Here is a 21,339-nt window from a genome sequence, read left to right as displayed (position 1 = left end):
TACCCGTTCACCAACGACCCCGACGCCGACCTGCTCCACCCCGACTGGTGGATCACCGAGTGCTCCTGCGGCCGGGGGCAGAGGCAGAACGGTTGGCCGATCGGGTCGAGCAGCACGGTCCACCGCTCGCCGCCCGGCTGGAACTCCGGCCTGGTCGCGCCGGCCGCGACGAGGTCCTTCTCGGCGAGGGTCACGTCGTCGACGTAGAGGTCGAGGTGGTAGCGCTTGCCGGCGGTCTCGTCGGGCCAGGTGGGCGGCGCGTATCCGGGCACCAGGCCGAAGCCGATCGAGGTGCCGTCCTTGCTGATCATGGCGTATTCGGCCTGGCTGTGGGTGACCTCCCAGCCCAGGGCGCGGGAGTAGAACGCGGCGTGGGCGGCCGGGTCGGAGCTGTCGAGGTTGACCATGGCGAGGTCGGCGTGCGCTGTCATGCCGGCAGTCTGCCGAGGGGTAGCTGCCATCTGCTGTCAGGTTCGTCCGGCGGATCGCAGCGGCCACACCGCCAGCCGGTTGTCCGGTCCCCGGCAGGCCAGGGCGTCGCCCACGGCGTGGCAGTCGCGGATCCCGGCAGGCAGCACCCCGGCCGGGCGGGGGCCGTCGCGTCCCGCGGTGGTGACCAGGGTGCGTCCGGCGTCGCCGGCCGGGCGGACCAGCACCACCCGGTCCGCGTCGCGTCCGCCGGGCACGGCCCGCCAGCCCGCGCCGCCCGGCCAGCGCCACACGACGTCGCCGGTGGCCGGGTCGAGCGCCCGCCGGTCCCGGACGGCGCGCAGGCAGACCAGCCCCGGGCAGCCGGCCTCGGTCACCTCGCCGCCGGCCAGCAGTCGCCGCCAGCGCGGGGTCAGGCCGGGCAGGTCGTACCCGCTGAGCGCCGTCCCGCCCGGGGCGGGATGCCGCAGCACCAGGTGGTCGCCGACGACGAGCGGGTTGTCCGGGGCGTAACCAGCCGGTGGGAGGCGGGCCGCGCCGAGCACGGCGCCGTTCCGGACGTCGTGCAACCGGGCCAGGCCGCTGTCGTGGACCAGCACCACCCCGCCGGGCCGGCCGGGCGCCACCGCCAGCACGGCGGTCGACGGCACGGACACCGACCACCGGTTCGCGCCCGTGGCCGGATCGACGCCGTGCACGAGGCCCTGGATCCGCTGCCCCGGGTCGGCGACGCTGCGCACCTCGGTGACCGCGACAGCCCCGTCGCCGGCCGGGTACACCCGGTCGGGGCGGCGATAGCGCAGCGCTCCGGTCGCGGCGTCGTAGGCGGCCGTGCCGACCACCTGCCGCGCGGTGTCCCGCTCGGTGACCAGCACCAGGTCGCCGAGGGCCTCCGCGGACCAGGCGGCGGCGGTCACGGTGGCGTGCCAGCGGGCCACCGGACGGGGCGTCGGCGCGTAGCCGACCAGCACCGGCGGGTCCGCGACGAGCAGCAGTTCGCCGGCGACCAGCAGCGCGCCCCGGCCGGGCAGCGCCGGCCCGGTGACCGCCGTGAGCCGGGCCGGCGGCGCGGCGGCGCCCAGCAGCGCGCAGGTCAGCAGCACCACCACGGGCCGCCACCACCGGGGCGCCGGCGCGGGCCCGCCGGGCGCCGCGACGGGCGCCCGGTCCAGCTCGATCAGCGCGCCGGCCGGCCCGTTCAGCGGTGCCCGCCCGGGTCGTGGCGGGCACCGCCGGGGGCGGGCAGCACCGGCAGGTCACGCGTCATCCATGGCTCCTTCGAGGGGGCTGCGCCGACCGTAGACGATCGGGGTGACGCCCGCGACAGGACCACAACTTCCTGCGGGCCGGCCCGTCGGTCTCTACCGTCGGTGGTGATGGGCAGGCAACGGGCGGGGAGCCGGCCGGCCCGGCGCCGCCGCCGGCCGGTACGCGCCAGCGTGCTGGTCGCCGGCCTCGGGCTGGGCACCTGCCTGGTCGGGGTGGCCGGGCTCGGCGTCTGGAACCTGCAGGTGGTGCTCCAGGCCAACGGGCCGGTGCGGGACACCGCCGACGCGTTCTTCCGCCAGGTCGCCGCCGGGGAGACCGACCAGGCGTACGACAAGCTGTGCCGGGAGGCGCGCGGGAAGTGGAGCCAGGTCGGCTTCGGCAGTTGGGTGCGCACCCCGCCGCAGGTCAGCGGCTACGAGATCGTCGACGTGTCGGTGCAGACCCGGGGCGGCCGGCCGCGCGGCACGGTGACGGTGCGGCTGACCCGCGACGGCGGCGGCAGCGAGGAGCGGGAACTGCCGGTGGTGCAGGAGGACGGGAAGTGGCGGGTCTGCGGGGACCCGTTCTGACCGCGGGCCGTGTGTGTCAGGCGCGCGGGCCGAGGTCGCCGGAGCGGTAGTGGCGCCGGCACAGCACCTGGTAGCGCACGTCGGCGGTGTCCACGGTGTCGCCGATGACGACCTGCTCGCCTTCGCGCACCACCCGTCCCTCGACGACCCGGGCGTTGAGCCGCCCCTCCCGGCCGCACCAGCAGAGCACCTCGACCTGGATGCGGGCCACCTCGTCGGCGAGCTCGAACAGCCGCTGCGCGGCCGGGAACAGGCAGGAGCGGAAATCGGTGGCCAGGCCGAAGGCGTACACGTCGACGTCGAAGTTGTCGACCAGGTCGGCCATCTGCTCGACGTGCGCCAGGTTGTAGAAGGACGCCTCGTCGCAGATCAGGTAGTCGACGCGGACGCCCTCGGCCCAGGCGTCGCGGACCAGGTCGCGCAGGTCGAGTTCGTCGGTCACCTCGACGGCGGAGTGGGCCAACCCGATGCGGGTGGTGACCTGCGGGCCGAGCGACCGGTCGATGCGCGTGGTGACCAGGCCGCGCCGGCCCTGCCGGGCGTGGTTGTAGTTCATCTGCAGGGCCATCGTGGACTTGCCGCAGTCCATCGGGCCCCAGAAGAACTTCAGCGCGGCGGCGTGCAGCGGCCGGCCGTCGACGGCGCGAGCGGCGGCGCAGCCGCCGGTACGGTCGTCGTCCGGGCCCGGGAGCGGGCGGGCCAGGCAGATCGGGGCGGCAGCGGCATCGTCGGTCACGTCGGGGCAGCCTAGCCCATCGACACGGAAGGATCTTGCCCGCGCGCGGCCCGCGCGGGCCCGCCTCACAGCACCCGGGGCGGGGTGTTGCCGGCGGCGACGATGGCCCGGCGGATCGGCACGGCGGCCAGCAGCACGAACCCGACCACGAAGAAGATCAGCAGGGAGACCAGGCCCACCCGGTAGGAGGAGGTGAGCTGGAACACCAGACCGAAGGCGAGCGGCCCGAGCCAGCTGGTGCCCTTGTCGCTGATCTCGTAGAAGCCGTAGTACTCGCCCTCCTTGCCGGTGGGGATGAGCTGGCTGAACAGCGACCGGCTCAGCGCCTGACTGCCGCCGAGCACCAGGCCGATGCACCCGCCGAGCACCATGAACGGCAGCGGCGCCTCGGCGGGCAGCCGGAACGCCGCGATGATCACGCCGGTCCAGAGCACCAGGGACAGCAGCACGGTCTTCCAGGCGCCGATACGCCGGGCCAGCGCGCCGAGGGCGAGCGCGCCGCCGAAGGCGAGGAACTGCACCAGCAGGATCGTCACGATCAGGGTGCTCTGCTCCAGCCGCAGCTCCTCGGTGCCGTACTGGCTGGCCAGGGTGATGACGGTCTGGATGCCGTCGTTGTAGACCAGGAAGGCGAGCAGGAAGAACAGCGTCAGCGGGTACGCCTTGATGTTGCGCAGGGTGTGGCCGAGCTGCCGGAACCCGTCGGTGAGCACGTTGCGGCCGCCGGCCCGGGCCTCCGCGGCGGCAGCGGCGGCGGGATGTTCGCGCAGCCAGCGCAGCGGCAGCAGGGTGAACGCCGCCCACCAGACGCCGGCCGAGACGATCGACCAGCGGGCCAGGTCGAGGGTGCGCTGCGGGTTGCCCTCCTCGCTGAGCAGGGTGACCGCGACCAGGTTCAGCGCGAGCAGCAGCCCGCCGCCGAGGTAGCCGATGGCCCAGCCGCGGCTGGAGATGGCGTCCCGGTCGTCGGGGCCGCCGAGCTGCGGCAGGAAAGAGTTGTAGACCACCACGGCCGCGCCGAAGGAGATGTTGGCGATCAGGAACAGCGCCCCGCCGAGCAGGTAGCGGTCGCCGGTGACGAACGCGAAGCCGATGGTCGCGCCGGCGCCGGTGAACGCGGCGAGGGCGAGCAGCCGCTTCTTGTGCGCGGACCGGTCGGCGATCGCCCCGACGACCGGCAGGACGAACACGGTGAGGAACACCGACAGCGAGATCAGGTACGGGTAGTAGGAGCCGGCGGCGACCCGGATGCCCAGCGGGTGCACCGCTCCGTCGCAGGTGTCGGCGCCCAGCTCGCAGCCGGCGGCCAGCTCGGTGACGGTGGTGAGGAACGGGCCGAGGAAGACCGTGATCACCGTGGTCTGAAACGCGGAGTTCGCCCAGTCGTAGAAGTACCAGCCGGTGCGTTCCCGTCGGGTGCTGCCCGGCTGTGCGGGCTCGTCGACGGCGGGGGCGACCGTATCGGCCATCGGGGTCCTCGGAGGTTCAGGCGGCCCAGTGGCCGCGGCTGCGGTAGACGTCGCGCAGCACGCCGACGTGATCGGTCATGATGCCATCCACACCAAGATCAAGTAAGTCGTGCATTTCGGTGGGTTCGTCGATCGTCCAGACGTGCACCTGCAACCCGAGGCGGTGGCAGTAGTCGAGGAACCGCCGGTCGACCACGGGAACCCGCCCGTACCGGACCGGGACCTGGGCGGCGACCACCGACGGGGGCAGCCGCATCGGCCGCCCGTGCAGGGACGCCATCCGCAGCCGGGCCACCCCGCGCATGCCGAGGCTGGTGGCGACCTTCGAACCGGCCAGGGCCCGCAGCCGGGCCAGCCGGGCGTCGCTGAACGAGGCGAGCAGCACCCGCTCGCCGGCCCCGGCCCGGGTGACCGTGTCGACGGTCGGCACGACACCCCCGTCGGCCTTGACGTCGACGTTGAACCGGACCTCGGGCCAGGCGCCCAGGACCTCGTCGAGGCGGGGCACCACGGCGGCGCCGCCGACGCGTACCGAGGCCAGGTCGGCCCAGCGCAGGTCGGCGATGCGCCCGCGCTCGCCGGTGACCCGACGCAGGGTGGCGTCGTGGAAGATCACCGGCACGCCGTCGGCGGTGGCGTGCACGTCGGTCTCCACGTACCGGTAGCCCAGGGCGATGGCGCGGGCGAACGCCGCGGCGGTGTTCTCGTCGCCGTCGGCCGCACCGCCGCGGTGGGCGAAGGCCAGCGGCGCGGGGGCGTCGAGGTAGCCGTGACGGGGCTGCACGCCGGAAGTATGCCGGGCCCGGGTGGCGGCCGGGTGACCGGCCGGCGTCGCCGTAACCAACTTCCCCATCGCTCCCTGTTGACCCTATGATGGGGAGCGATGGGGAACGACATGTACTCGGTGGAGCAGGTGGCGGAGCTGCTGGGGCTGCACGTGCGCACCGTGCGCGGCTACATCCGCGGCGGCCGGCTGCGCGCGGTGCGGATCGGCAAGCAGTACCGGATCGCCCGCGCCGACCTGGACGCGCTGACCGGCCGGCCCGCGCCCGCCGCCGGCGCTCCGGCGGCGGAGGTGTCGAGCATCGTGCAGGTCGACGGGGTCGACCGCGCCGCCGCCGACCGACTGGCCACCCTCGTGCTGGCCGGCGTCAACACCCATCACGACCCCGCGCGCCCGCTGCGCGTGCAAACCGTCCACGACGAGGAACGCCACCGCATGAAGATCGTGATCCTGGGCGACGCCGCCGCCACCGCTGACCTGCTGCACCTGGTCGACGCCGTGCTGGCCGGCGACAACGGCCTGCTCACCGGGAAGGAGACCGGCCATGCCTGACGTGCTGGAGGAGCGGGCCGGGGTGCCGGTGCTGGTCTGCGACCCGGCCGGTCCGCCGGTGGCCACCACCGAGGCGGCGCTCGACCTGATCGGCGCGGCCTTCGGCGGCGCCGAGGTGGTCGCGGTGCCCGCCGCCCGGCTCGACCCGAGCTTCTTCTCCCTGGGCACCCGCTTCGCCGGGGAGATCATGCAGAAGTTCGTCAACTACCGACTGCGGCTGGTCGTCGTCGGCGACATCTCCGCGCACCTGGCCGCCAGCGGCGCGCTGCGCGCACTGGTGGCCGAGTCCAACCGGCACGACCACATCTGGTTCGTGCCCGACCTGGCCGCGCTGGACGCCCGGCTGGCCGCCGCCGGCTGACGCCTCAGCGCACCCAGCCGGCGGTCAGCGCGGTCACCCCGAGCCCGTCGGGGTCGGCCAGCTTGACGCCGACGAACTGCCGGGCGGCGGGGGAGGTCTGCACCCGGGGCGCGGGCTCGGGGTCGATCAGCGTCGCCACCACCGCCGCGGCGGCGTCCGCCGGCGACTGCGCGGCGGCGAACGCGGCGGCGCTGCGATCCAGGTACGCGCGCAGCGCCGGCCCGTACACCCCGGCGGCGGTGACCGCGGCCTCGGGATCGACGCCGACGTTGGCGACGAACTCGCTGGCCACCGCGCCCGGCTCGACCACGCTGACGCTGACCCCGACGGTGGCGGCGACCGGGGCGAGGCTCTCCATGAACCCCTCGACGGCGAACTTCGCCGCGCAGTACGCCTCGTTGAACGGCTGCCCGACCACCCCGCCGACGCTGGTCACGGTGATCAGCCGCCCCTGGCTGGCGCGCAGGTGCGGCAGGGCGGCCCGGGTGACGTGCAGGACGCCGAAGAAGTTGACCTCCAGGACCGCCCGGACGTGCTCGACGGTCTCCTGTTCGAGGGTGCCCAGGTGTCCGGCGCCGGCGTTGTTGACCACCGCGTCGAGCCGGCCGTGCCGGGCCACCACGTCGGCCACGCAGGCGGCCGCGGCGGCCTGGTCGACGACGTCGAGCCGGCGCACCTCCAGCAGGTCGCCGACCCCGGCGGCGTCGGCGGCGGCGCGCAGCCGGTCGGCGCGGGCGAGGTCGCGCAGGGTGGCCACGGTGCGCCAGCCGGCGCGGGCCGCGCCCACGGCGGTCTCCAGGCCGATGCCGCTGGACGTGCCGGTGATCAGCACGGTGGGTGCGCTCACGGGTGCCTCCTGCGGCCACGGTCTCACCGTCCGGGCGGGCACGGCGGCGAATCGGCGGCATCAGCTCCAGTCGGTCCGGTAGCCCTCGTGGCGCAGCAACTCCAGCGGTTCGGCGTGGGTGGGCCGGTGCACCCGGTCCAGCGCGGCGCGGAGCACGTCGACCCGACCGGGTCGGGCCCCTGCACCTCGACCGCGCGCACCCGGCCCCCGTCGGCGCGGTAGAGGGCGGTGGAGGGGCTGCTGTTGCCGGTCCGGTGGCTCACGATCAGCAGTTCGCCGCCACCCAGGTCGGTGCAGGTCCGCAGCCGGGGCGAGCCGCAGTCGACCCCCTCCGGCAGCCCGGTCTCCGGCTGTGGGACGCGCAGCCCCCAGACCACCGGCACGGTCCGGCCGTCGCCGGCATCGAGGTCGTAGGCCACCTCCAGGCCGCCCCGGTCCAGCCAGGCGGCATTGCCCGGCGGGCCGTCCCGTCGGGGATCAGCAGCTGCGCCCGCGGCCACGGCGACAGCCCGGTCAGGCCGACGACGTCCCGCTGGTCCTTGGCCCGGTGGTACGCGGCCCGCAGCCCGGCGTACCCGATCCCGGCGGCGACCAGCAGCACCAGGACGACCAGGGCGAGGCGGCGACGCAGGATCATCCGGCCAGCCGGCGGTGCGACCGACTGGAGTCGAGCGGGCGGCCCGGGTCGACGTGGCGGGGCCGGTCCGGCTCGTTGGGCCGCAGCGGCGCCAGGTCGGTGGTGATCGCGTCGATGATCCGGTCGGTGGCCCGCCGGGCCGCGCCGGGGGTGCCGGGGTGCAGGTCGCGCAGCAGCACCGGGGTGCCGAAGTGCACCCGGATGACCGGCCGGCGCCGCACCGCCCGGGCCAGGCCGCGCAGCATGCCCTTGGGCGCCCGGTAGGGCAGCACCTCGTGGGAGCCCCACTGGGCGACCGGAACGACGGCGGCGCGGCCGGCGAAGGCGAGCCGGGCGGCGCCGGTCTTGCCCCGCTCGGGCCACATGCCGGGGTCCAGGCCGATGCGCCCCTCCGGGTAGACCAGCACCACCGATCCGCCGGCCACCGCGCCGGCGGCGGTCTCCAGGGAGTGGCGCACGGAGCTGGTGCCCCGGTCGACGCGGATGTGCCCGGCGCGGCGCATCAGCGACCCGATCACCGGGGCGCGGAACAGCCCGCCGGTGGCCATGATCCGCGGGTGGATGCCGCGGACCTGGCAGGCCGCGGTGAGCACCACGGGGTCGAAGGGGCTGATGTGGTTGGCGGCCAGGATCAGCGGCCCGTGGCGCAGGTCGTCCGGGACGTCGCCGCTGACCTCGAGCCGGCCGACCAGGCCGACGAGGCCGCGGGCGGCCAGTTGCGCGGCGCGCCAGAGCAGGGGCGCCCGCCAGTGGGTGATCGGGGTGTCCATCAGTGCTGGATGGTCGCACGCGCCGGGGTGAGCGAGGGAACCGATCCCGGTGCCAAGCGCCTGTTGGTGCCCGCCGCCGCGGCGGTGGGCACCGACCGGACGCCGCTACTCCGCGTAGGGCTGGTTCTCTCCCTGGGCGCTGTAGCCGAGGCTCCAGATGTAGCCGTCCGGGTCCGCGAAGGAGCCGCCGTAGCCGCCCCAGGGCAGGGGACCGGCGGGCTTGAGGATCGTGGCGCCGGCCTTCTCGGCCTCCGCCATGACCTCGTCGATCCGCGCCTCCGTGCGGACCACGTAGGTGAGGACCAGCCCGCTGAAGCCGCTGCCCGCGGGGCTCGTGCCGACCTGCTCGGCCAGGCCCTCGCGGCCGTAGAAGCCGACGGGCGAGCCGCCGTCGGGTGCGAAGAAGACCGAGACGCCGTAGTCCTGCGCGATCTTCCAGCCGAGACCCTCCGTGTAGAAGCGCTTGGACCGCTCCATGTCCTGTACGCCGAGGAGGATCGAGCTGACGTGGGCTTTCATGCGTTGTCTCCTTCGTCGTGCGTTCTGATCATGCACACGGGAGTCACGCTACGGAGCGGCTCCGGGACCGCGCTTCTTGAATCCTGACCGGTTCCGGGGTGATCAGGGTCATTGGTCCCGGGCCGTTTCAGGCCCTGTGGCCCTGCCCGTTCTTCTACGACGCCGAGTAGTATTTACTACGTCTCGTAGTATGCACAGCTGGGGGTTTCAGGTGGACGCGTTGGACGTCGCCCGCTGGCAGTTCGGTGTCACCACCGTCTACCACTTTCTCTTCGTGCCCTTGACCATCGGCCTGTCCGTGCTGGTGGCCATCCTGCAGACCCTGTGGCACCGCACCGGCAACGATCGGTACCTCAAGCTCACCAAGTTCTACGGCAAGCTCTTCCTCATCAACTTCGCCATGGGCGTGGTCACCGGCATCGTCCAGGAGTTCCAGTTCGGCATGAACTGGTCGGACTACTCGCGCTTCGTCGGCGACATCTTCGGCGCACCCCTGGCGATCGAGGCGCTGGTCGCGTTCTTCCTGGAGTCCACCTTCATCGGCCTGTGGATCTTCGGCTGGGACCGGCTGCCCAAGCGGCTGCACCTGGCCGCCATCTGGGCGGCGGCGATCGGCACCAACCTCTCCGCCTACTTCATCCTCGCCGCGAACTCGTTCATGCAGAACCCGGTCGGCTACCGGATCAACCCGGAGACCGGCCGCGCCGAGCTGACCGACTTCGTCGCCGTGCTCACCAACAAGGTCGCCCTGATCACCTTCCCGCATACCCTGGCCGGCGCGTTCCTGGTCGCCGGGTCGCTGATCGTGGCCGTCGGGCTGTGGCACGTCATCCGCAACCGGGGCAGCGCCGACACCGACGCCTACCGCTTCGCCACGAAGTTCGGCTCCTGGGTGGTGCTGGTCGCCTCGGCGCTGGTGCTGTTCACCGGCGACATCCAGGGCAAGATCATGACCCAGGTGCAGCCGATGAAGATGGCCGCCGCCGAGGGCCTCTACACCACCGAGAGCCCCGCCTCGTTCTCCGTGCTCACCGTCGGCAGCCTCGACGGCAGCCGGGAGATCTTCGCCCTCAAGATCCCGCACCTGCTGTCCTACCTCGGCACCGGCGACCCGAACGGCACCGTGCACGGCATCAACGACCTCCAGGCCCAGTACGCCAGCCAGTACGGCGCCGGCAGCTACACCCCGATCATCCCGGTCACCTACTGGAGCTTCCGCTTCATGATCGGCCTCGGGATGGCCGCCGCCGCGATCGCCCTGATCGTCCTGTGGACCCAGCGCAAGGGCCGCACCCCGTCGAGCCGGTGGCTGCTGCGCGCCGGCCTGGTCATGCCGGTGCTGCCGCTGCTGGCCAACTCGTTCGGCTGGATCTTCACCGAGATGGGCCGGCAGCCGTGGATCGTCTTCGGCGAGATGCTCACCCGCGACGGCGTGTCCCGCAGCGTCTCGCTGACCGAGGTGCTCACCTCGTTCACCGCCTTCACCCTGATCTACGCCACCCTCGCGGTGATCGAGTTCAAGCTGCTGGTCCGCTACGCCAAGGCCGGCGTACCCGACCTGACTCCAGCCCCTGAACCAGCCGACAGCGACGACGCCGATCGCCCGCTGGCGTTCGCCTACTGACCCCCGGAGCCCACCGTGGAACTGACGACCGTCTGGTTTCTCCTCGTCGCCGTGCTCTTCACCGGCTACTTCATCCTCGAAGGCTTCGACTTCGGCGTCGGCATGCTGCTGCCCGTGCTCGGCCGCGACGACCGGGAACGCCGCGTCCTGATCAACACCATCGGCCCGGTCTGGGACGGCAACGAGGTCTGGCTGATCACCGCCGGCGGCGCCATGTTCGCCGCCTTCCCCGAGTGGTACGCCACCCTGTTCTCCGGCTTCTACCTGCCGCTGCTGCTGATCCTGCTCGCCCTCATCGCCCGCGGGGTGGCCTTCGAATACCGGCACAAGCGCCCCGAGGCGTCCTGGAAGCGCCGCTGGGACCGGGCCATCTTCGTCGGCTCGCTGCTGCCGGCGATCCTGTGGGGCGTCGCCTTCGCCAACATCCTGCGCGGCGTGCCGCTGACCGCCGACCACGAGTACGCCGGCGGCCTGCTCGACCTGCTCAACCCGTACGCCCTGCTCGGCGGGGTGACCACCCTGGGCCTGTTCCTCACCCACGGCGCGGTGTTCGTCGCCCTGAAGACCACCGGCGACATCCGGGAGCGGGCCGGCGCGCTGGCCGTGCAGGTCGGCGCCGCCACCGCCGTGGTGGCGGTGGCCTTCCTGGCCTGGACCCTGACCATCCGCTCCAGCGCGGCCGCCGTCGTGCTCGCCGTCGGCGCGGCCCTCGCCCTGCTCGCCGGTCTCGCCGCCGCCCGGGTACGCCGGGAGGGCTGGGCGTTCGCCGGCACCGCCGTGGCCATCGCGCTGGCGGTGGCGACCCTGTTCGCCGCGCTGTTCCCGAACGTGCTGCCGTCCACCCTCGACGCCGCCGGCACGCTGACCGCGAGCAACGCCGCCTCCACCCCCTACACCCTGAAGATCATGACCTGGGTGGCCGTGGTGTTCACCCCGATCGTGCTGGCCTACCAGGGCTGGACCTACTGGGTGTTCCGCCGCCGGATCGGGGTACAGAACATCCCGCAACACTGACGAGCCTGCGGGCGCGGGTGACGCGGGGCCGGTGCGAGGGGGTCGCACCGGCCCCGCGGGGCGTTCAGGGGAGGGGCCGTCAGTCGGTGGCCCACTCGTCCGCCCACACGCGGCCGGAGTTCCACGGGTTCTCCGGGTGGAGCGGGCCGTCGGGCGGCCGGGGTTCCCGGCCCCGGGCCACGTCGTACTCCGTCCGCAACCGCTCCGCCCGCCGCGCCAGACCCGCCACGTCCACCTCCGGGCGGTACAGCGACGCCCACAGCTCCTCTTCCAGCCGGATCGCCGCCGCCTCCCACGGCGCCTCCGGCTCGTCGGGCTCCGCACCGTCCTCGACCGCCGCCTGCCGGTACGCCGCCTCAGACCGGGCCCGCAGCGCGAGGACGTCCGTGATCGACCGGAACGGCCACTGCTCCAGCGGCACCGCCCACGGTCGGGTGCGCCCGATCCGGGCCACCCCCAGCGCCTTTACCAGCGCGAACAGCAGATCGTCCGCCTCGACCGGAGGCTCGTGCCCCAGCACCGTGCGCAGCCGTGTCGCGTCGGCCCGAAGCCCGGCCGCCGTCGACCACGCCACCAACTCCTCGATCACCTCGTCAACGGCGCGTCCGACCGGCTCCGGCATCCCACGCGGCTGGTGCCGGTACACCCCGCACGGCCCGTCGGTGTCCCACAGGTGCGTCAACGGCCCCACCCTGTCCGGCGTCGCCGTCGCCATCACCGCACAGTCGCCGTCGCTGACGTAGGCGGCAAAGACAGGCCGCCCCGTCGAGGTGGCGAGCGCCCCGGCCGGGGCGAGCAGGTCCGGAGGGTCGTTCCACCCGCTGGTCTCCACCAGCTGCCAGCCATCGCCCAGTTCCCGCAGCCACCGGTGCCGGTGTCCGAACCCGCCGACGCCGTCCTGGTCGACCAGCAGGCCGTCAGGCCGCGCCACCACCACCGTGCCCCAGTAACCCACCGGGGCAGCCTAGGGGCCCGCGCTCCCCGTGGTCGGCCCGCTGCAGGTAACGGGCCGACCACGTGGACGTCACACCAGGTCGACGCGTTCGTACTCGACCGGGTAGCCGGCCCGGGCGAACGTCGCCGCCATCGGCGTGTTGCCCTGGTCGGTGGCGGCCACGATCGCGTCGGCGCCCGCCTCCACCAGCAGGTGGGTGCCCTCGACGAGCAGGTCGTAGGCGTAGCCGTGGCCGCGCTGACCGGGCAGCACGCCGACGAACCCCACGATGTGATGGGTCTGGTTGCGGGTCGGCACGACCAGCCCGACCGGCTCGCCGCCCGGGGTGAACGCCATCCGCCACCAGTCCCGCGGGCTCGGCATCCAGCGCAGCAGGTCCAGGTCCTCCTGCGCCGCGGCCAGCGGGCCGTGGGCGGCCGCGGCGGCCCGGAAGTGGGCGTCCAGGCTGCCCTCACCGATGCGGCACAGCACGTCCAGGATCACCGCGTCGTCCGGCTCGGGCCGGAACTCCAGCCGCCCCGGCCGGGCCGGCAGGCCGCAGCCCGGCGTCCAGCGGTAGCGGTACCGCTCGACCAGCACCCGCATACCGGCCGCCGTCGCGGCGTCGATCCGGGCCTGCGCCTGGGCGCGGACCGCGGGATCCTCCCGCCAACCGTGGGGGAGCAGGATCTCGTACTCGGCGCGCAACGGCGCCGTGCGCAGCAACTCGACCGCCGCGGCCGCTTCGGTAAAGTCGAACCAGTCCAGCGCCAGCGGCGCCTGGTCGTCCGGTCCGGCCCACCAGGCGGCCCGGGCGACCACCACCCCGTCGCGCAGGGCCACCCAGGTCCACTCGGGGCGGAAGCCGCCGCCGGCGTAGGTCTCGCCGAGCAGGGTCCGCCCGACCAGCCCCGGGTCGGACAGGGAGTCGAAGAGATGTTCCTCGCCCGCGACGAGCGGGCGAATGACCAGATCGGTCATTTAGGTCCTTCCAGGAAGCGGTGCGCTCCCCGGTTCAGGAACCCGGCGTCCTCGCGGCCAGGTGGGAGCGCAAGACAGTCGTACGTGCCATGGCGCTCACCTCCCTCCGGCCTCGTCGAGGACGCGGCGGAACCCTAGCAGAGGCCGCGCGCCCCGGCCGAGGCGATTTCCGGCCGGGACGCGCGGCGGGGCTCAGCGGGCCTCGCGCAGCTCCGCCAGCCGGGCCTCGATCTCGGCCAACTCCGCGCGCAGCTTCTCCGCCTGCTGCTCCGCCTCGGCCCGCTCGGCGGCCAGAATCTGCTCCACCGCCTCCTGCACCCCGGGCACGTCCACCAGCGCCACCATCCGCAGCGCCTCGGCCGGCTTCACCACGTACGGCTTGGCGAGGGCCTTGGCGCCCTGCTGCGCCGCCACCGTCCACTCGCCCTCGGCGTAGGCCAGCGTCACTGTCAACCCGGCCGGGCTCTTCGGCTTGACCGCCTTCACGGCCCGCCGCGCCGGCTTCGGCTCCACCCGCTGCTCCACCCTCGGCTCCTCCCGCCGCGGCGCCGGCACCGGCGGCGCGTCCAACACGAACTCCGGCTCCGCCGGCGCCTCCTCGACCGGCGGCTCCGGCTTCGGCTCCGCCGGCCGCCGCCCGGCCCCCTTCGGCGCGATCGCCACGTCGGTGGGGGAGAAGGGCAGCTCGTCGCGGCCGAACCGCACCACCACGAACTCCTCGGACACCTCCGGGTCGGTCAGCTCCACCACCTGCCCGAGCTGGCCCGCCACCTGCCCGGCCGCCGCCGTGAACACCACCTTGGGCTTGCGGCCGGCCGCCAACGCCTCCCGGATGCCCTGTACCTCGTCAGTGGACAAACCCTGGCCCGCCATCACAGCCCTCTTCCGTACCCGTGTCTGATGCCTGCCTTGATACCAGCCGGCACCGACACCCGGAAGATCAACCCCCGGCCACCCAGACGGCTGCCACCTCCTCGGCCACCGCGGCCGCCTGCGCGAACCCGGCCCGCGCCGACGCCGCGCGCCGCGCCGGATCCAGCACGTTGCGCCCGATCGCCGCCCGCGCCGCCCGGTCCGGCGACACCACGGCCACCCGCGCGCCCGCCGACCGCAACTCCGCGACCTGCGCCGACAGCCGCGGCATCGGCCCGAACCCGGCCCGCGTCGGCGCCAGCACCACCACCCGCCGCGCGCCCCGCGCCAGGTCCGCGTTCACCGCCGAGCGCACCCCGCCGTCGACGTACCGGCGGCCGCCGATGGTCACCGGCGGCCACACCCCGGGCACCGCGCAGCTGGCCCCCACCGCGTCCACCAGCGCCACCTGGGAGCCCGCGTCGAAGACCACGAACTCACCCGAGGCCGCGTCCACGGCCGTCACCAGCAGCCGCCGCGTCGGCCACTGCGCCACCGGCAACCGCGCCGCGATGACCGCCCGCCGCGACTCCTCCGACGGGGTACGCGCCGCCAGGGCCATCGCACCGACCCGGGCCCGCGCCCGCACCGCGTCCCGACCCCGGGTGCCCGCCCACGCCCAGCGCGCCAGCACCGCCACGCCCAGGCGGGCCGCCAGCTCACCGTGGGCCGGGCGCAACTGCGCCGCGTACAGGTCCTCGACCGGTGTGCCCCCGCACACCTGCGCGCCCACCACCGAGCCCGCCGAGGTGCCCACCACCAGCTCCGCCCCGGTGAGGTCCAGCCCCCGCGCCGCCAGCCCGGCCAGCAGCCCCAACTCCCAGGCCACCCCGGTCACCCCACCGCCACCCAGCACCAGCGCCCGCGTCATGTGTGACCGTCCTCTCCGTCCGGGTCCCACGCCGATCACGGTAACGTCAGCGCCACCAGCAGGGCAGGGGAGATTACATTGACCTCCGTCACCATCGTCACCGGTGGAGGGCGCGGCATCGGCGCGGCCACCGCCCGCCGTCTCGCCGCCGCCGGCCACGACGTCGTCATCGGCTACCGCAGCGACCACGCCGCCGCCGAGACCGTCCTCGCCGACGTGCAGGCCGCCGGCCGCCGCGGCGTCGCCGTCCCCGCCGACACCACCGATCCCGACCAGGTCCAGCGCCTCTTCGACGCCGCCGCCGCGCTGGGCCGGCTCACCGGCCTGGTCAACAACGCCGGCATCACCAGCCCGATCGGGCCCTTCGCCGACCTGCGCGTCGCCGACCTGCGCCAGGTCGTCGACGTCAACCTCGTCGGCTACGTCCTCTGCGCCCAGCAGGCCGCCCGCCGGATGACCCACGGCGGCGCCATCGTCAACGTCTCCTCGGCCGCCGCCACCCTCGGCAGCCCCGGCGAATACATCCACTACGCCGCCGTCAAGGCCGCCACCGACACCCTCACCGTCGGTCTCGCCAAGGAACTCGCCCCCCGGGGCATCCGGGTCAACGCCGTCGCCCCGGGGATCATCCGCACCGACATCCACGCCCTGTCCGGCGCGCCCGACCGTCCCGACACGGCGGCCGGGCGCATCCCGCTGGGCCGCGCCGGCGAACCCGACGAGGTCGCCGGCGCCATCGCGTTCCTCCTCGGCCCCGACGCCACCTACACCACCGGCGCCGTCCTGCGCATCGCCGGCGGCCTCTGACCCGGCAGCGGCCCGGGGGAGAGTGATCCCCGGGCCGCTGCCGTACTCGCTCCTAGTGGGTGAACAGCTTCGCCGCCGTGATCACCGTCTGCACCACCCCGTATCCCAGCAGCGCCGACACCACGACCCACGACACCACCAGGCGGACCCGCTGCCCGCCACCGATCCGCTCGTTCACGATCCGCTCCTCTCCGCCGCCACCGGCTGCGCATCCTCGACACCGTCCCGGCCCGACGCCGGCTCGTGGAACCGCTCCGGCACCGGCCGGATCAACAGGTTCGCCACGAAACCGACCGCCAGCACCCCGACCATCGTGAACAGCGCCGGCCGGTACGCCGCCGCCGTCAACGTGCCCGGCTTGCCCTGCGCGTCCAGGAACGCGTTCACGATCAGCGGGCCGGCCACCCCGGCCGCCGACCACGCCGTGAGCAACCGACCGTGGATCGCGCCCACCTCGAACGTGCCGAACAGGTCCCGCAGGTACGCCGGCACCGTGGCGAACCCGCCGCCGTAGAACGACAGGATCACGCACGCCAGCAGCACGAACAGCGCCGTCGCCGTCTGCCCGAACAGGGCCAGCAGCACGTACAGCGCCATGCCCACACCCAGGTAGAGCATGTAGATCGGCCTGCGGCCGATCACGTCCGACGTCGACGACCACACGAACCGGCCCGCCATGTTGAACAGCGACAGCAGCCCCACGAACCCGCCGGCCGCCGCCACCGACACCGCCGAGGTCCCGTTGTCCCGGAAGAAGTCCTGGATCATCGGGCTCGCCTGCTCCAGGATCCCGATCCCCGCCGTCACGTTGCAGAACAGCACCACCCACAGCAGCCAGAACGACCGGGTCTTCACCGCGTTCGCCGCCGACACGTTCGCCGTGGTCACCAGCGGCTTCGCCGCCACCCGCGCCGGGTCGAACCCGGCCGGCCGCCAGTCGGCCGCCGGCACCCGCACGTTGAACACCCCGAACATCATGATCACGAAGTAGCCGACGCCCAGCGTCAGGAACAGCCACACCAGCGCGCTGCCCGACGCCGTCGAACCCGCGTTCGCCGGGTCGTACCCCGAGTCGTAGAACGACAGCAACTGCCGGGACAGGGGAGAGGCCACCATGGCCCCACCACCGAACCCCATGATCGCCAACCCGGTCGCCAGCCCCGGCCGGTCGGGGAACCACTTGATCAACGTGGAGACGGGGGAGATGTAGCCGATCCCCAGCCCGATCCCGCCCAGCACCCCGTACCCCAGATACAGCAGCCACAGCTGCTTCGTCGCGATGCCCAGCGCGCCGACCAGGAAGCCCGCCGCCCAGAAACAGGCCGAGACGAACATCGCCTTGCGCGGTCCGTTCGCCTCCACCCACGTGCCCGCCACCGCGGCCGACAACCCCAGCATCACGATCGCGATGCTGAAGATCACCCCGATCGCCGTCTGGCCCGTGTCGAAGTGCGCGATCAGGGAGTTCTTGTACACGCTGGTGGCGTAGACCTGCCCGATGCAGAGATGGATCGCCAGCGCGGCGGGCGGTATCAGCCAGCGGCTGTAGCCCGGCGGCGCGACGGTGTGCCGACGATCGAGTGCGGAAAGCATGATTGCTTCCTCTCCGGAAGAATGGCGAGAAACTCACCCGTTCATGCCCCTGCCGGGCCTTGCGGCGAAACCCGTCACGCGCCCGACGGTCGAAACGCTGAGCCGAGCGGTCGACCCGGCTCGGAGCCCCGCACCCGACGTCGCTCCGCGCTCACCGCCCGTCGTGGCGGATCATGAACGCATGCCGCTGCTCACCACCCCCGCCCTGCGCCCCGGCGCCCTCGCCGGAAGGCCCCAACCCGACCTCGACGCCGGCGACCTGCTCCTGCGCCCCTGGCGACCCGACGACCGGCCCGCCGTCGTCGCCGCATACGCTGACCCCGCCATCCGCCGCTGGCACTGCCGCGCCATGACCGACGACGAGGCCCGCGACTGGATCGACTCCTGGCCGCGACGCTGGCGGCAGGAGACCGGCGCCGGCTGGGCCGTCACCGACGACACCGGCGTGCTCGGCCAGATCAGCCTGCGCGCCGTCGACCTGCCCGAGGCCGAGGCCGAGGTGTCGTACTGGGTGCTGCCCGCCGCCCGCGGCCGCCGCGTCGCCGCCCGCGCGCTGACCGCCCTCACCGCCTTCGGCTTCGACGGGCTCGGCCTGCACCGCGTCTGGCTGCGCCACTCCACCGCCAACCCGGCCTCCTGCCGGGTCGCCGAACGGGCCGGCCTCACCGCCGAGGGCACCAACCGCGGCGCCGCCCGGCACACCGACGGCTGGCACGACATGCACCTGCATGCCCGCCTCCGTACCGACACCTGACCAGCACCGCGGCGGCGAATGCGACGATGAGCCGGTGAAGATCCTGTCCATCCAGTCCTCGGTCGCCTACGGCCACGTCGGCAACTCGGCCGCCGTCTTCCCGCTGCAGCGGCTCCGGCACGAGGTCTGGCCGGTGCTGACCGTGCACTTCTCCAACCACACCGGGTACGGCGCCTGGCGCGGGCCGCTGCTGCCCCCGGCCGACGTCGCCGAGGTGATCGCCGGCATCGAGGACCGCGGCGTCCTCGGCACCGCCGACGCGGTGCTCTCCGGCTACCAGGGCGACCCGGCCATGGGCGCGGTGATCCTCGACGCCGTCGCGCGGGTGAAGGCGGCCAACCCGGACGCCCTGTACTGCTGCGACCCGGTGATGGGCGACGTCGGCCGCGGCATGTTCGTCCGGCCGGGCATCCCGGAGTACCTGCGCGACACCGTCGTGCCCCGCGCGGACATCGTCACCCCGAACCAGTTCGAGCTGGAGTTCCTCGCCGGCCGCGGCACCGACACCCTGGACGACCTGCTCGCCGCCGTCGACGTCGTCCGGGACACCGGACCCCGGCACGTGCTGGTCACCAGCGTGCTGCACGGCGACGTCCCCGCCGGGTCGCTGGAGGTCGTCGCCGTCTCCGACGAGGGCGCGTGGGCGGTCACCACCCCGCTGCTGCCGATCAGCCCCAACGGCGGCGGCGACGTCACCGCCGCGCTGTACCTGGCCCACCTGGCCACGACCGGGTCACCCGAGACGGCGCTGGAACGCACCACCAACTCCATCTACGCCGTCCTCGAGGCCACCCTCGCGGCGGGCACCCGGGAGCTGCAACTCGTCGCCGCCCAGGACGCCATCGCCGACCCGCCCACCCGGTTCGGCGCCCGCCGGCTTCGCTGAGGTGGACTTCGCCGGACCGCCGTCTCCCCACCGGCGGCTCGCCTAGGCTCGGGGGCGACGCAGTCCGGTCCCGCCGCCGCGCGTACGGGCCGGCACGTCGCGCCCGGCCCCGCCCTCGGGCGGATGCGGAGGACGCCGGATGGACGAGACCACGTTCGCGGCGCCGGCCTGGGCCTGGGTGGCCGTCGCCGCGATCATCGCCGTCATGCTCGCCGTCGACGTGTTCTCCCACCGCGACCACCACGTCATCGACCTGCGCGAGGCGCTGCTCTGGAGCGCGGCGTGGATCACCGCCGGGGTCGCCTTCGGCCTGGTCATCTGGCTCTGGCGCGGCAGCGGACCGGCAGTGGCCTACTACTCCGGCTACCTGCTGGAGAAGGCGCTGTCGGTCGACAACGTGTTCGTCTTCGCACTGCTGTTCGGATACTTCCGGGTGCCCGCCGAATACCAGCACAAGGTGCTGTTCTGGGGAGTGCTCGGGGCGCTCGGATTCCGGCTGGTCTTCATCTTCGCCGGCGCGCAGCTGCTGGACCGGCTGACCTGGGCCGGCCTCGTGCTCGGTGCGTTCCTGGTCTGGACGGGCTGGCGCCTCGCGGTCCGCGGCGAACCGGACGTCGACCCCGACCGCAACATCGCCGTCCGGCTCTTCCGCCGGCTGGTGCCCACCGAGCCCCGCTACCACGACGGCCGCTTCACCGTCCGGGTCGACGGCCGCCGCGTGGGCACCGTGCTGCTGGTCGCGCTGGTGGCGATCGAGGCCACCGACGTCGTCTTCGCGATCGACTCGGTCGCCGCGATCCTGGCCATCACCACCAACACGTTCCTGGTCTGGACGGCGAACGCCTTCGCCGTGCTCGGGCTGCGCAGCCTGTACTTCTGCCTGGCCGGCCTGCTGCGGCACTTCGGCTACCTGCGCTACGGCCTGGCCGTGCTGCTCGCCTTCGCCGGGGTGAAACTGATCCTCGCCGAGACCCCCGTGGGCAAGCTGCCGGTCTGGCTCACCCTCGCCGTGGTGGTGCTCACCCTCGCCACCGCCATCACCTGGAGCGCGGTGACCGCCCGCCGGGACATCCGAGCCCGGTAGCGAGCGCCGCGCTGGGAAACCCGGCGGCGCCGTGACACCATTCGGCAGGTGACCAGCAGTCCCGCGTCCGCGCAGCACCTGCGCGACCTCGCCCGGCTGCGCCGCGTCCGCGACCGGATCGACCGGGAGTACGCACAGCCGCTGGACGTCGAGGCGCTCGCCCGCGGCGCGCACATGTCGGCCGGGCACCTCAGCCGCCAGTTCCGGCAGGCCTACGGCGAGTCCCCGTACGCCTATCTCATGACCCGCCGCATCGAGCGGGCCATGGCGCTGCTGCGTCGCGGCGACCTCAGCGTCACCGAAGTCTGTTTCGCGGTCGGTTGCTCGTCGCTGGGCACCTTCAGCACCCGCTTCACCGAGCTGGTCGGCATACCGCCGAGCACCTACCGGGCTCGCGCGGCCGGCGGCGCCGGTGAGCTGCCGCCCTGCCTGGCGAAACAGGTGACCAGACCGATCAGGAATCGAGAAGCGCCCGCCGTCGGGCCGCACCTAGCCTGACTGCCATGGACATCACCATTGACACCGTCTTCCTCCCGCACGACGACCCCGAGGCCTCCCTGGCCTTCTACCGCGACGTCCTGGAGTTCGAGGTCCGCAACGACGTCGGACAGGGCCGGATGCGCTGGATCACGGTCGGCCCCGCCGGGCAGCCCGGCACGTCGATCCTGCTCGCCCCGCCGGCCGTCGACCCCGGCATCACCGACGACGAGCGCCGTACCATCGTCGAGATGATGGCCAAGGGCACCTACGGCTGGATCCTGCTGGCCACCCCAGACCTCGACGGCACCTTCGAGAAGCTCCAGGCCAGCGACGCCGAGGTGGTCCAGGAGCCCATCGAGCAGCCCTACGGCGTCCGCGACTGCGCCTTCCGCGACCCGGCGGGCAACCTGATCCGCATCAAGGAGCTGCGCTGACCTGTCGGACGCACATGGTCAGA

General features: G+C 73.7%; 26 protein-coding genes. 11 read left to right on the top strand and 15 right to left on the bottom strand.

Annotation, left to right across the window (positions count from 1 at the left end; genetic code table 11):
• Both ABZV78_RS20525 and ABZV78_RS20520 read right to left on the bottom strand, forming a co-directional pair.
• A partial coding sequence (locus tag ABZV78_RS20525; protein ID WP_355640743.1) for a VOC family protein occupies positions 1-431 on the bottom strand: 431 nt, incomplete at its 3' end.
• 36 nt (positions 432-467) lie between these two features.
• Positions 468-1,538: a hypothetical protein gene (locus ABZV78_RS20520; protein ID WP_355640741.1), complete on the bottom strand. Its 1,071-nt coding sequence runs from the start codon at positions 1,536-1,538 to the stop codon at positions 468-470.
• Positions 1,539-1,805: 267 nt separating this feature from the next.
• Between ABZV78_RS20520 and ABZV78_RS20515 the strand changes: the two genes are divergently transcribed.
• On the top strand, positions 1,806-2,267 hold the full coding sequence (locus tag ABZV78_RS20515; protein WP_355640739.1) for a hypothetical protein: 462 nt from the start codon (positions 1,806-1,808) through the stop codon (positions 2,265-2,267).
• A 16-nt stretch (positions 2,268-2,283) separates the two neighbouring features.
• Here ABZV78_RS20515 and ABZV78_RS20510 read toward each other — a convergent pair whose 3' ends face one another.
• From ABZV78_RS20510 to ABZV78_RS20500, 3 genes are all read right to left on the bottom strand, one after another.
• The gene (locus ABZV78_RS20510; protein ID WP_355640745.1) at positions 2,284-2,892 is read right to left on the bottom strand and encodes a thymidine kinase; all 609 of its coding nucleotides are present in this window, start codon (positions 2,890-2,892) and stop codon (positions 2,284-2,286) included.
• Positions 2,893-3,068: 176 nt separating this feature from the next.
• Positions 3,069-4,472, bottom strand: coding sequence for an MFS transporter (locus tag ABZV78_RS20505; protein WP_355640737.1), 1,404 nt, complete (start codon positions 4,470-4,472; stop codon positions 3,069-3,071).
• A gap of 16 nt (positions 4,473-4,488) precedes the next feature.
• Entirely contained in the window at positions 4,489-5,256 is a 768-nt protein-coding gene (locus tag ABZV78_RS20500; RefSeq protein WP_355640735.1) for a glycerophosphodiester phosphodiesterase family protein, read from the bottom strand.
• 99 nt (positions 5,257-5,355) lie between these two features.
• On the opposite strand from ABZV78_RS20500, the gene ABZV78_RS20495 reads away from it, so the two are divergent.
• Both ABZV78_RS20495 and ABZV78_RS20490 read left to right on the top strand, forming a co-directional pair.
• On the top strand, positions 5,356-5,808 hold the full coding sequence (locus ABZV78_RS20495; protein WP_355640733.1) for a helix-turn-helix domain-containing protein: 453 nt from the start codon (positions 5,356-5,358) through the stop codon (positions 5,806-5,808).
• Positions 5,801-6,169, top strand: a complete 369-nt coding sequence (locus ABZV78_RS20490; RefSeq protein WP_355640732.1) for a DUF4180 domain-containing protein — start codon at positions 5,801-5,803, stop codon at positions 6,167-6,169. The genes ABZV78_RS20495 and ABZV78_RS20490 overlap by 8 nt, the downstream gene beginning before the upstream one ends.
• A gap of 4 nt (positions 6,170-6,173) precedes the next feature.
• Here the strand turns inward: ABZV78_RS20490 and ABZV78_RS20485 are convergent, their stop codons facing one another.
• From ABZV78_RS20485 to ABZV78_RS20470, 4 genes are all read right to left on the bottom strand, one after another.
• Entirely contained in the window at positions 6,174-7,016 is an 843-nt protein-coding gene (locus tag ABZV78_RS20485; protein ID WP_355640731.1) for an SDR family NAD(P)-dependent oxidoreductase, read from the bottom strand.
• Between the two features lie 23 nt (positions 7,017-7,039).
• Positions 7,040-7,516, bottom strand: coding sequence for a hypothetical protein (locus ABZV78_RS20480; RefSeq protein ID WP_355640729.1), 477 nt, complete (start codon positions 7,514-7,516; stop codon positions 7,040-7,042).
• Positions 7,517-7,649: 133 nt separating this feature from the next.
• On the bottom strand, positions 7,650-8,423 hold the full coding sequence (locus tag ABZV78_RS20475) for a lysophospholipid acyltransferase family protein (RefSeq protein ID WP_355640727.1): 774 nt from the start codon (positions 8,421-8,423) through the stop codon (positions 7,650-7,652).
• A gap of 105 nt (positions 8,424-8,528) precedes the next feature.
• A complete protein-coding gene (locus ABZV78_RS20470; protein WP_355640725.1) occupies positions 8,529-8,942 on the bottom strand; it encodes a VOC family protein in 414 nt (137 codons plus the stop codon).
• A gap of 211 nt (positions 8,943-9,153) precedes the next feature.
• On the opposite strand from ABZV78_RS20470, the gene ABZV78_RS20465 reads away from it, so the two are divergent.
• The gene (locus tag ABZV78_RS20465; RefSeq protein ID WP_355640723.1) at positions 9,154-10,566 is read left to right on the top strand and encodes a cytochrome ubiquinol oxidase subunit I; all 1,413 of its coding nucleotides are present in this window, start codon (positions 9,154-9,156) and stop codon (positions 10,564-10,566) included.
• A gap of 15 nt (positions 10,567-10,581) precedes the next feature.
• Complete coding sequence (gene cydB / locus ABZV78_RS20460; protein ID WP_355640721.1) at positions 10,582-11,580, top strand: cytochrome d ubiquinol oxidase subunit II; 999 nt, start codon at positions 10,582-10,584, stop codon at positions 11,578-11,580.
• Positions 11,581-11,659: 79 nt separating this feature from the next.
• On the opposite strand, the gene ABZV78_RS20455 is transcribed toward cydB, so the two are convergent.
• The 4 genes from ABZV78_RS20455 to ABZV78_RS20440 all read right to left on the bottom strand — a co-directional run bounded on the left by ABZV78_RS20455 (position 11,660) and on the right by ABZV78_RS20440 (position 15,278).
• Entirely contained in the window at positions 11,660-12,535 is an 876-nt protein-coding gene (locus ABZV78_RS20455) for a hypothetical protein (RefSeq protein ID WP_355640719.1), read from the bottom strand.
• Between the two features lie 69 nt (positions 12,536-12,604).
• Positions 12,605-13,495 carry a GNAT family N-acetyltransferase gene (locus ABZV78_RS20450; RefSeq protein ID WP_355640717.1) on the bottom strand — a complete coding sequence of 297 codons (891 nt, stop codon included), beginning with the start codon at positions 13,493-13,495 and terminating at the stop codon, positions 12,605-12,607.
• A 192-nt stretch (positions 13,496-13,687) separates the two neighbouring features.
• Entirely contained in the window at positions 13,688-14,368 is a 681-nt protein-coding gene (locus tag ABZV78_RS20445) for a hypothetical protein (RefSeq protein ID WP_355640715.1), read from the bottom strand.
• 67 nt (positions 14,369-14,435) lie between these two features.
• Positions 14,436-15,278, bottom strand: coding sequence for a patatin-like phospholipase family protein (locus ABZV78_RS20440; protein ID WP_355640713.1), 843 nt, complete (start codon positions 15,276-15,278; stop codon positions 14,436-14,438).
• A 78-nt stretch (positions 15,279-15,356) separates the two neighbouring features.
• On the opposite strand from ABZV78_RS20440, the gene ABZV78_RS20435 reads away from it, so the two are divergent.
• Positions 15,357-16,085: an SDR family oxidoreductase gene (locus ABZV78_RS20435; RefSeq protein WP_355640711.1), complete on the top strand. Its 729-nt coding sequence runs from the start codon at positions 15,357-15,359 to the stop codon at positions 16,083-16,085.
• Between the two features lie 52 nt (positions 16,086-16,137).
• Here the strand turns inward: ABZV78_RS20435 and ABZV78_RS20430 are convergent, their stop codons facing one another.
• Together ABZV78_RS20430 and ABZV78_RS20425 are read right to left on the bottom strand one after the other, a co-directional pair.
• Positions 16,138-16,263 (bottom strand): hypothetical protein, encoded by a 126-nt coding sequence (locus tag ABZV78_RS20430; protein WP_355640709.1) that lies wholly within the window; start codon positions 16,261-16,263, stop codon positions 16,138-16,140.
• On the bottom strand, positions 16,260-17,678 hold the full coding sequence (locus ABZV78_RS20425) for an OFA family MFS transporter (RefSeq protein WP_355640707.1): 1,419 nt from the start codon (positions 17,676-17,678) through the stop codon (positions 16,260-16,262). Before ABZV78_RS20425 ends, ABZV78_RS20430 begins: the two co-directional genes overlap by 4 nt.
• Before the next feature lie 181 nt (positions 17,679-17,859).
• On the opposite strand from ABZV78_RS20425, the gene ABZV78_RS20420 reads away from it, so the two are divergent.
• From ABZV78_RS20420 to ABZV78_RS20400, 5 genes are all read left to right on the top strand, one after another.
• The gene (locus tag ABZV78_RS20420; RefSeq protein WP_355640705.1) at positions 17,860-18,432 is read left to right on the top strand and encodes a GNAT family N-acetyltransferase; all 573 of its coding nucleotides are present in this window, start codon (positions 17,860-17,862) and stop codon (positions 18,430-18,432) included.
• Positions 18,433-18,466: 34 nt separating this feature from the next.
• Positions 18,467-19,318 carry a pyridoxal kinase PdxY gene (pdxY, locus tag ABZV78_RS20415; RefSeq protein ID WP_355640703.1) on the top strand — a complete coding sequence of 284 codons (852 nt, stop codon included), beginning with the start codon at positions 18,467-18,469 and terminating at the stop codon, positions 19,316-19,318.
• Between the two features lie 139 nt (positions 19,319-19,457).
• Positions 19,458-20,402, top strand: a complete 945-nt coding sequence (locus ABZV78_RS20410; RefSeq protein WP_355640701.1) for a TerC family protein — start codon at positions 19,458-19,460, stop codon at positions 20,400-20,402.
• Between the two features lie 48 nt (positions 20,403-20,450).
• On the top strand, positions 20,451-20,900 hold the full coding sequence (locus ABZV78_RS20405) for a helix-turn-helix transcriptional regulator (RefSeq protein WP_355640699.1): 450 nt from the start codon (positions 20,451-20,453) through the stop codon (positions 20,898-20,900).
• Between the two features lie 5 nt (positions 20,901-20,905).
• Entirely contained in the window at positions 20,906-21,316 is a 411-nt protein-coding gene (locus tag ABZV78_RS20400) for a VOC family protein (RefSeq protein ID WP_355640697.1), read from the top strand.
• Positions 21,317-21,339: the final 23 nt, after the last annotated feature.

This window comes from Micromonospora sp. NPDC004540 (assembly GCF_040610095.1).
Classification (GTDB): domain Bacteria; phylum Actinomycetota; class Actinomycetes; order Mycobacteriales; family Micromonosporaceae; genus Micromonospora.
The sequence above is the reverse complement of the archived record's forward strand: the minus strand, read 5'-3'. Positions and strand labels throughout refer to the sequence as shown.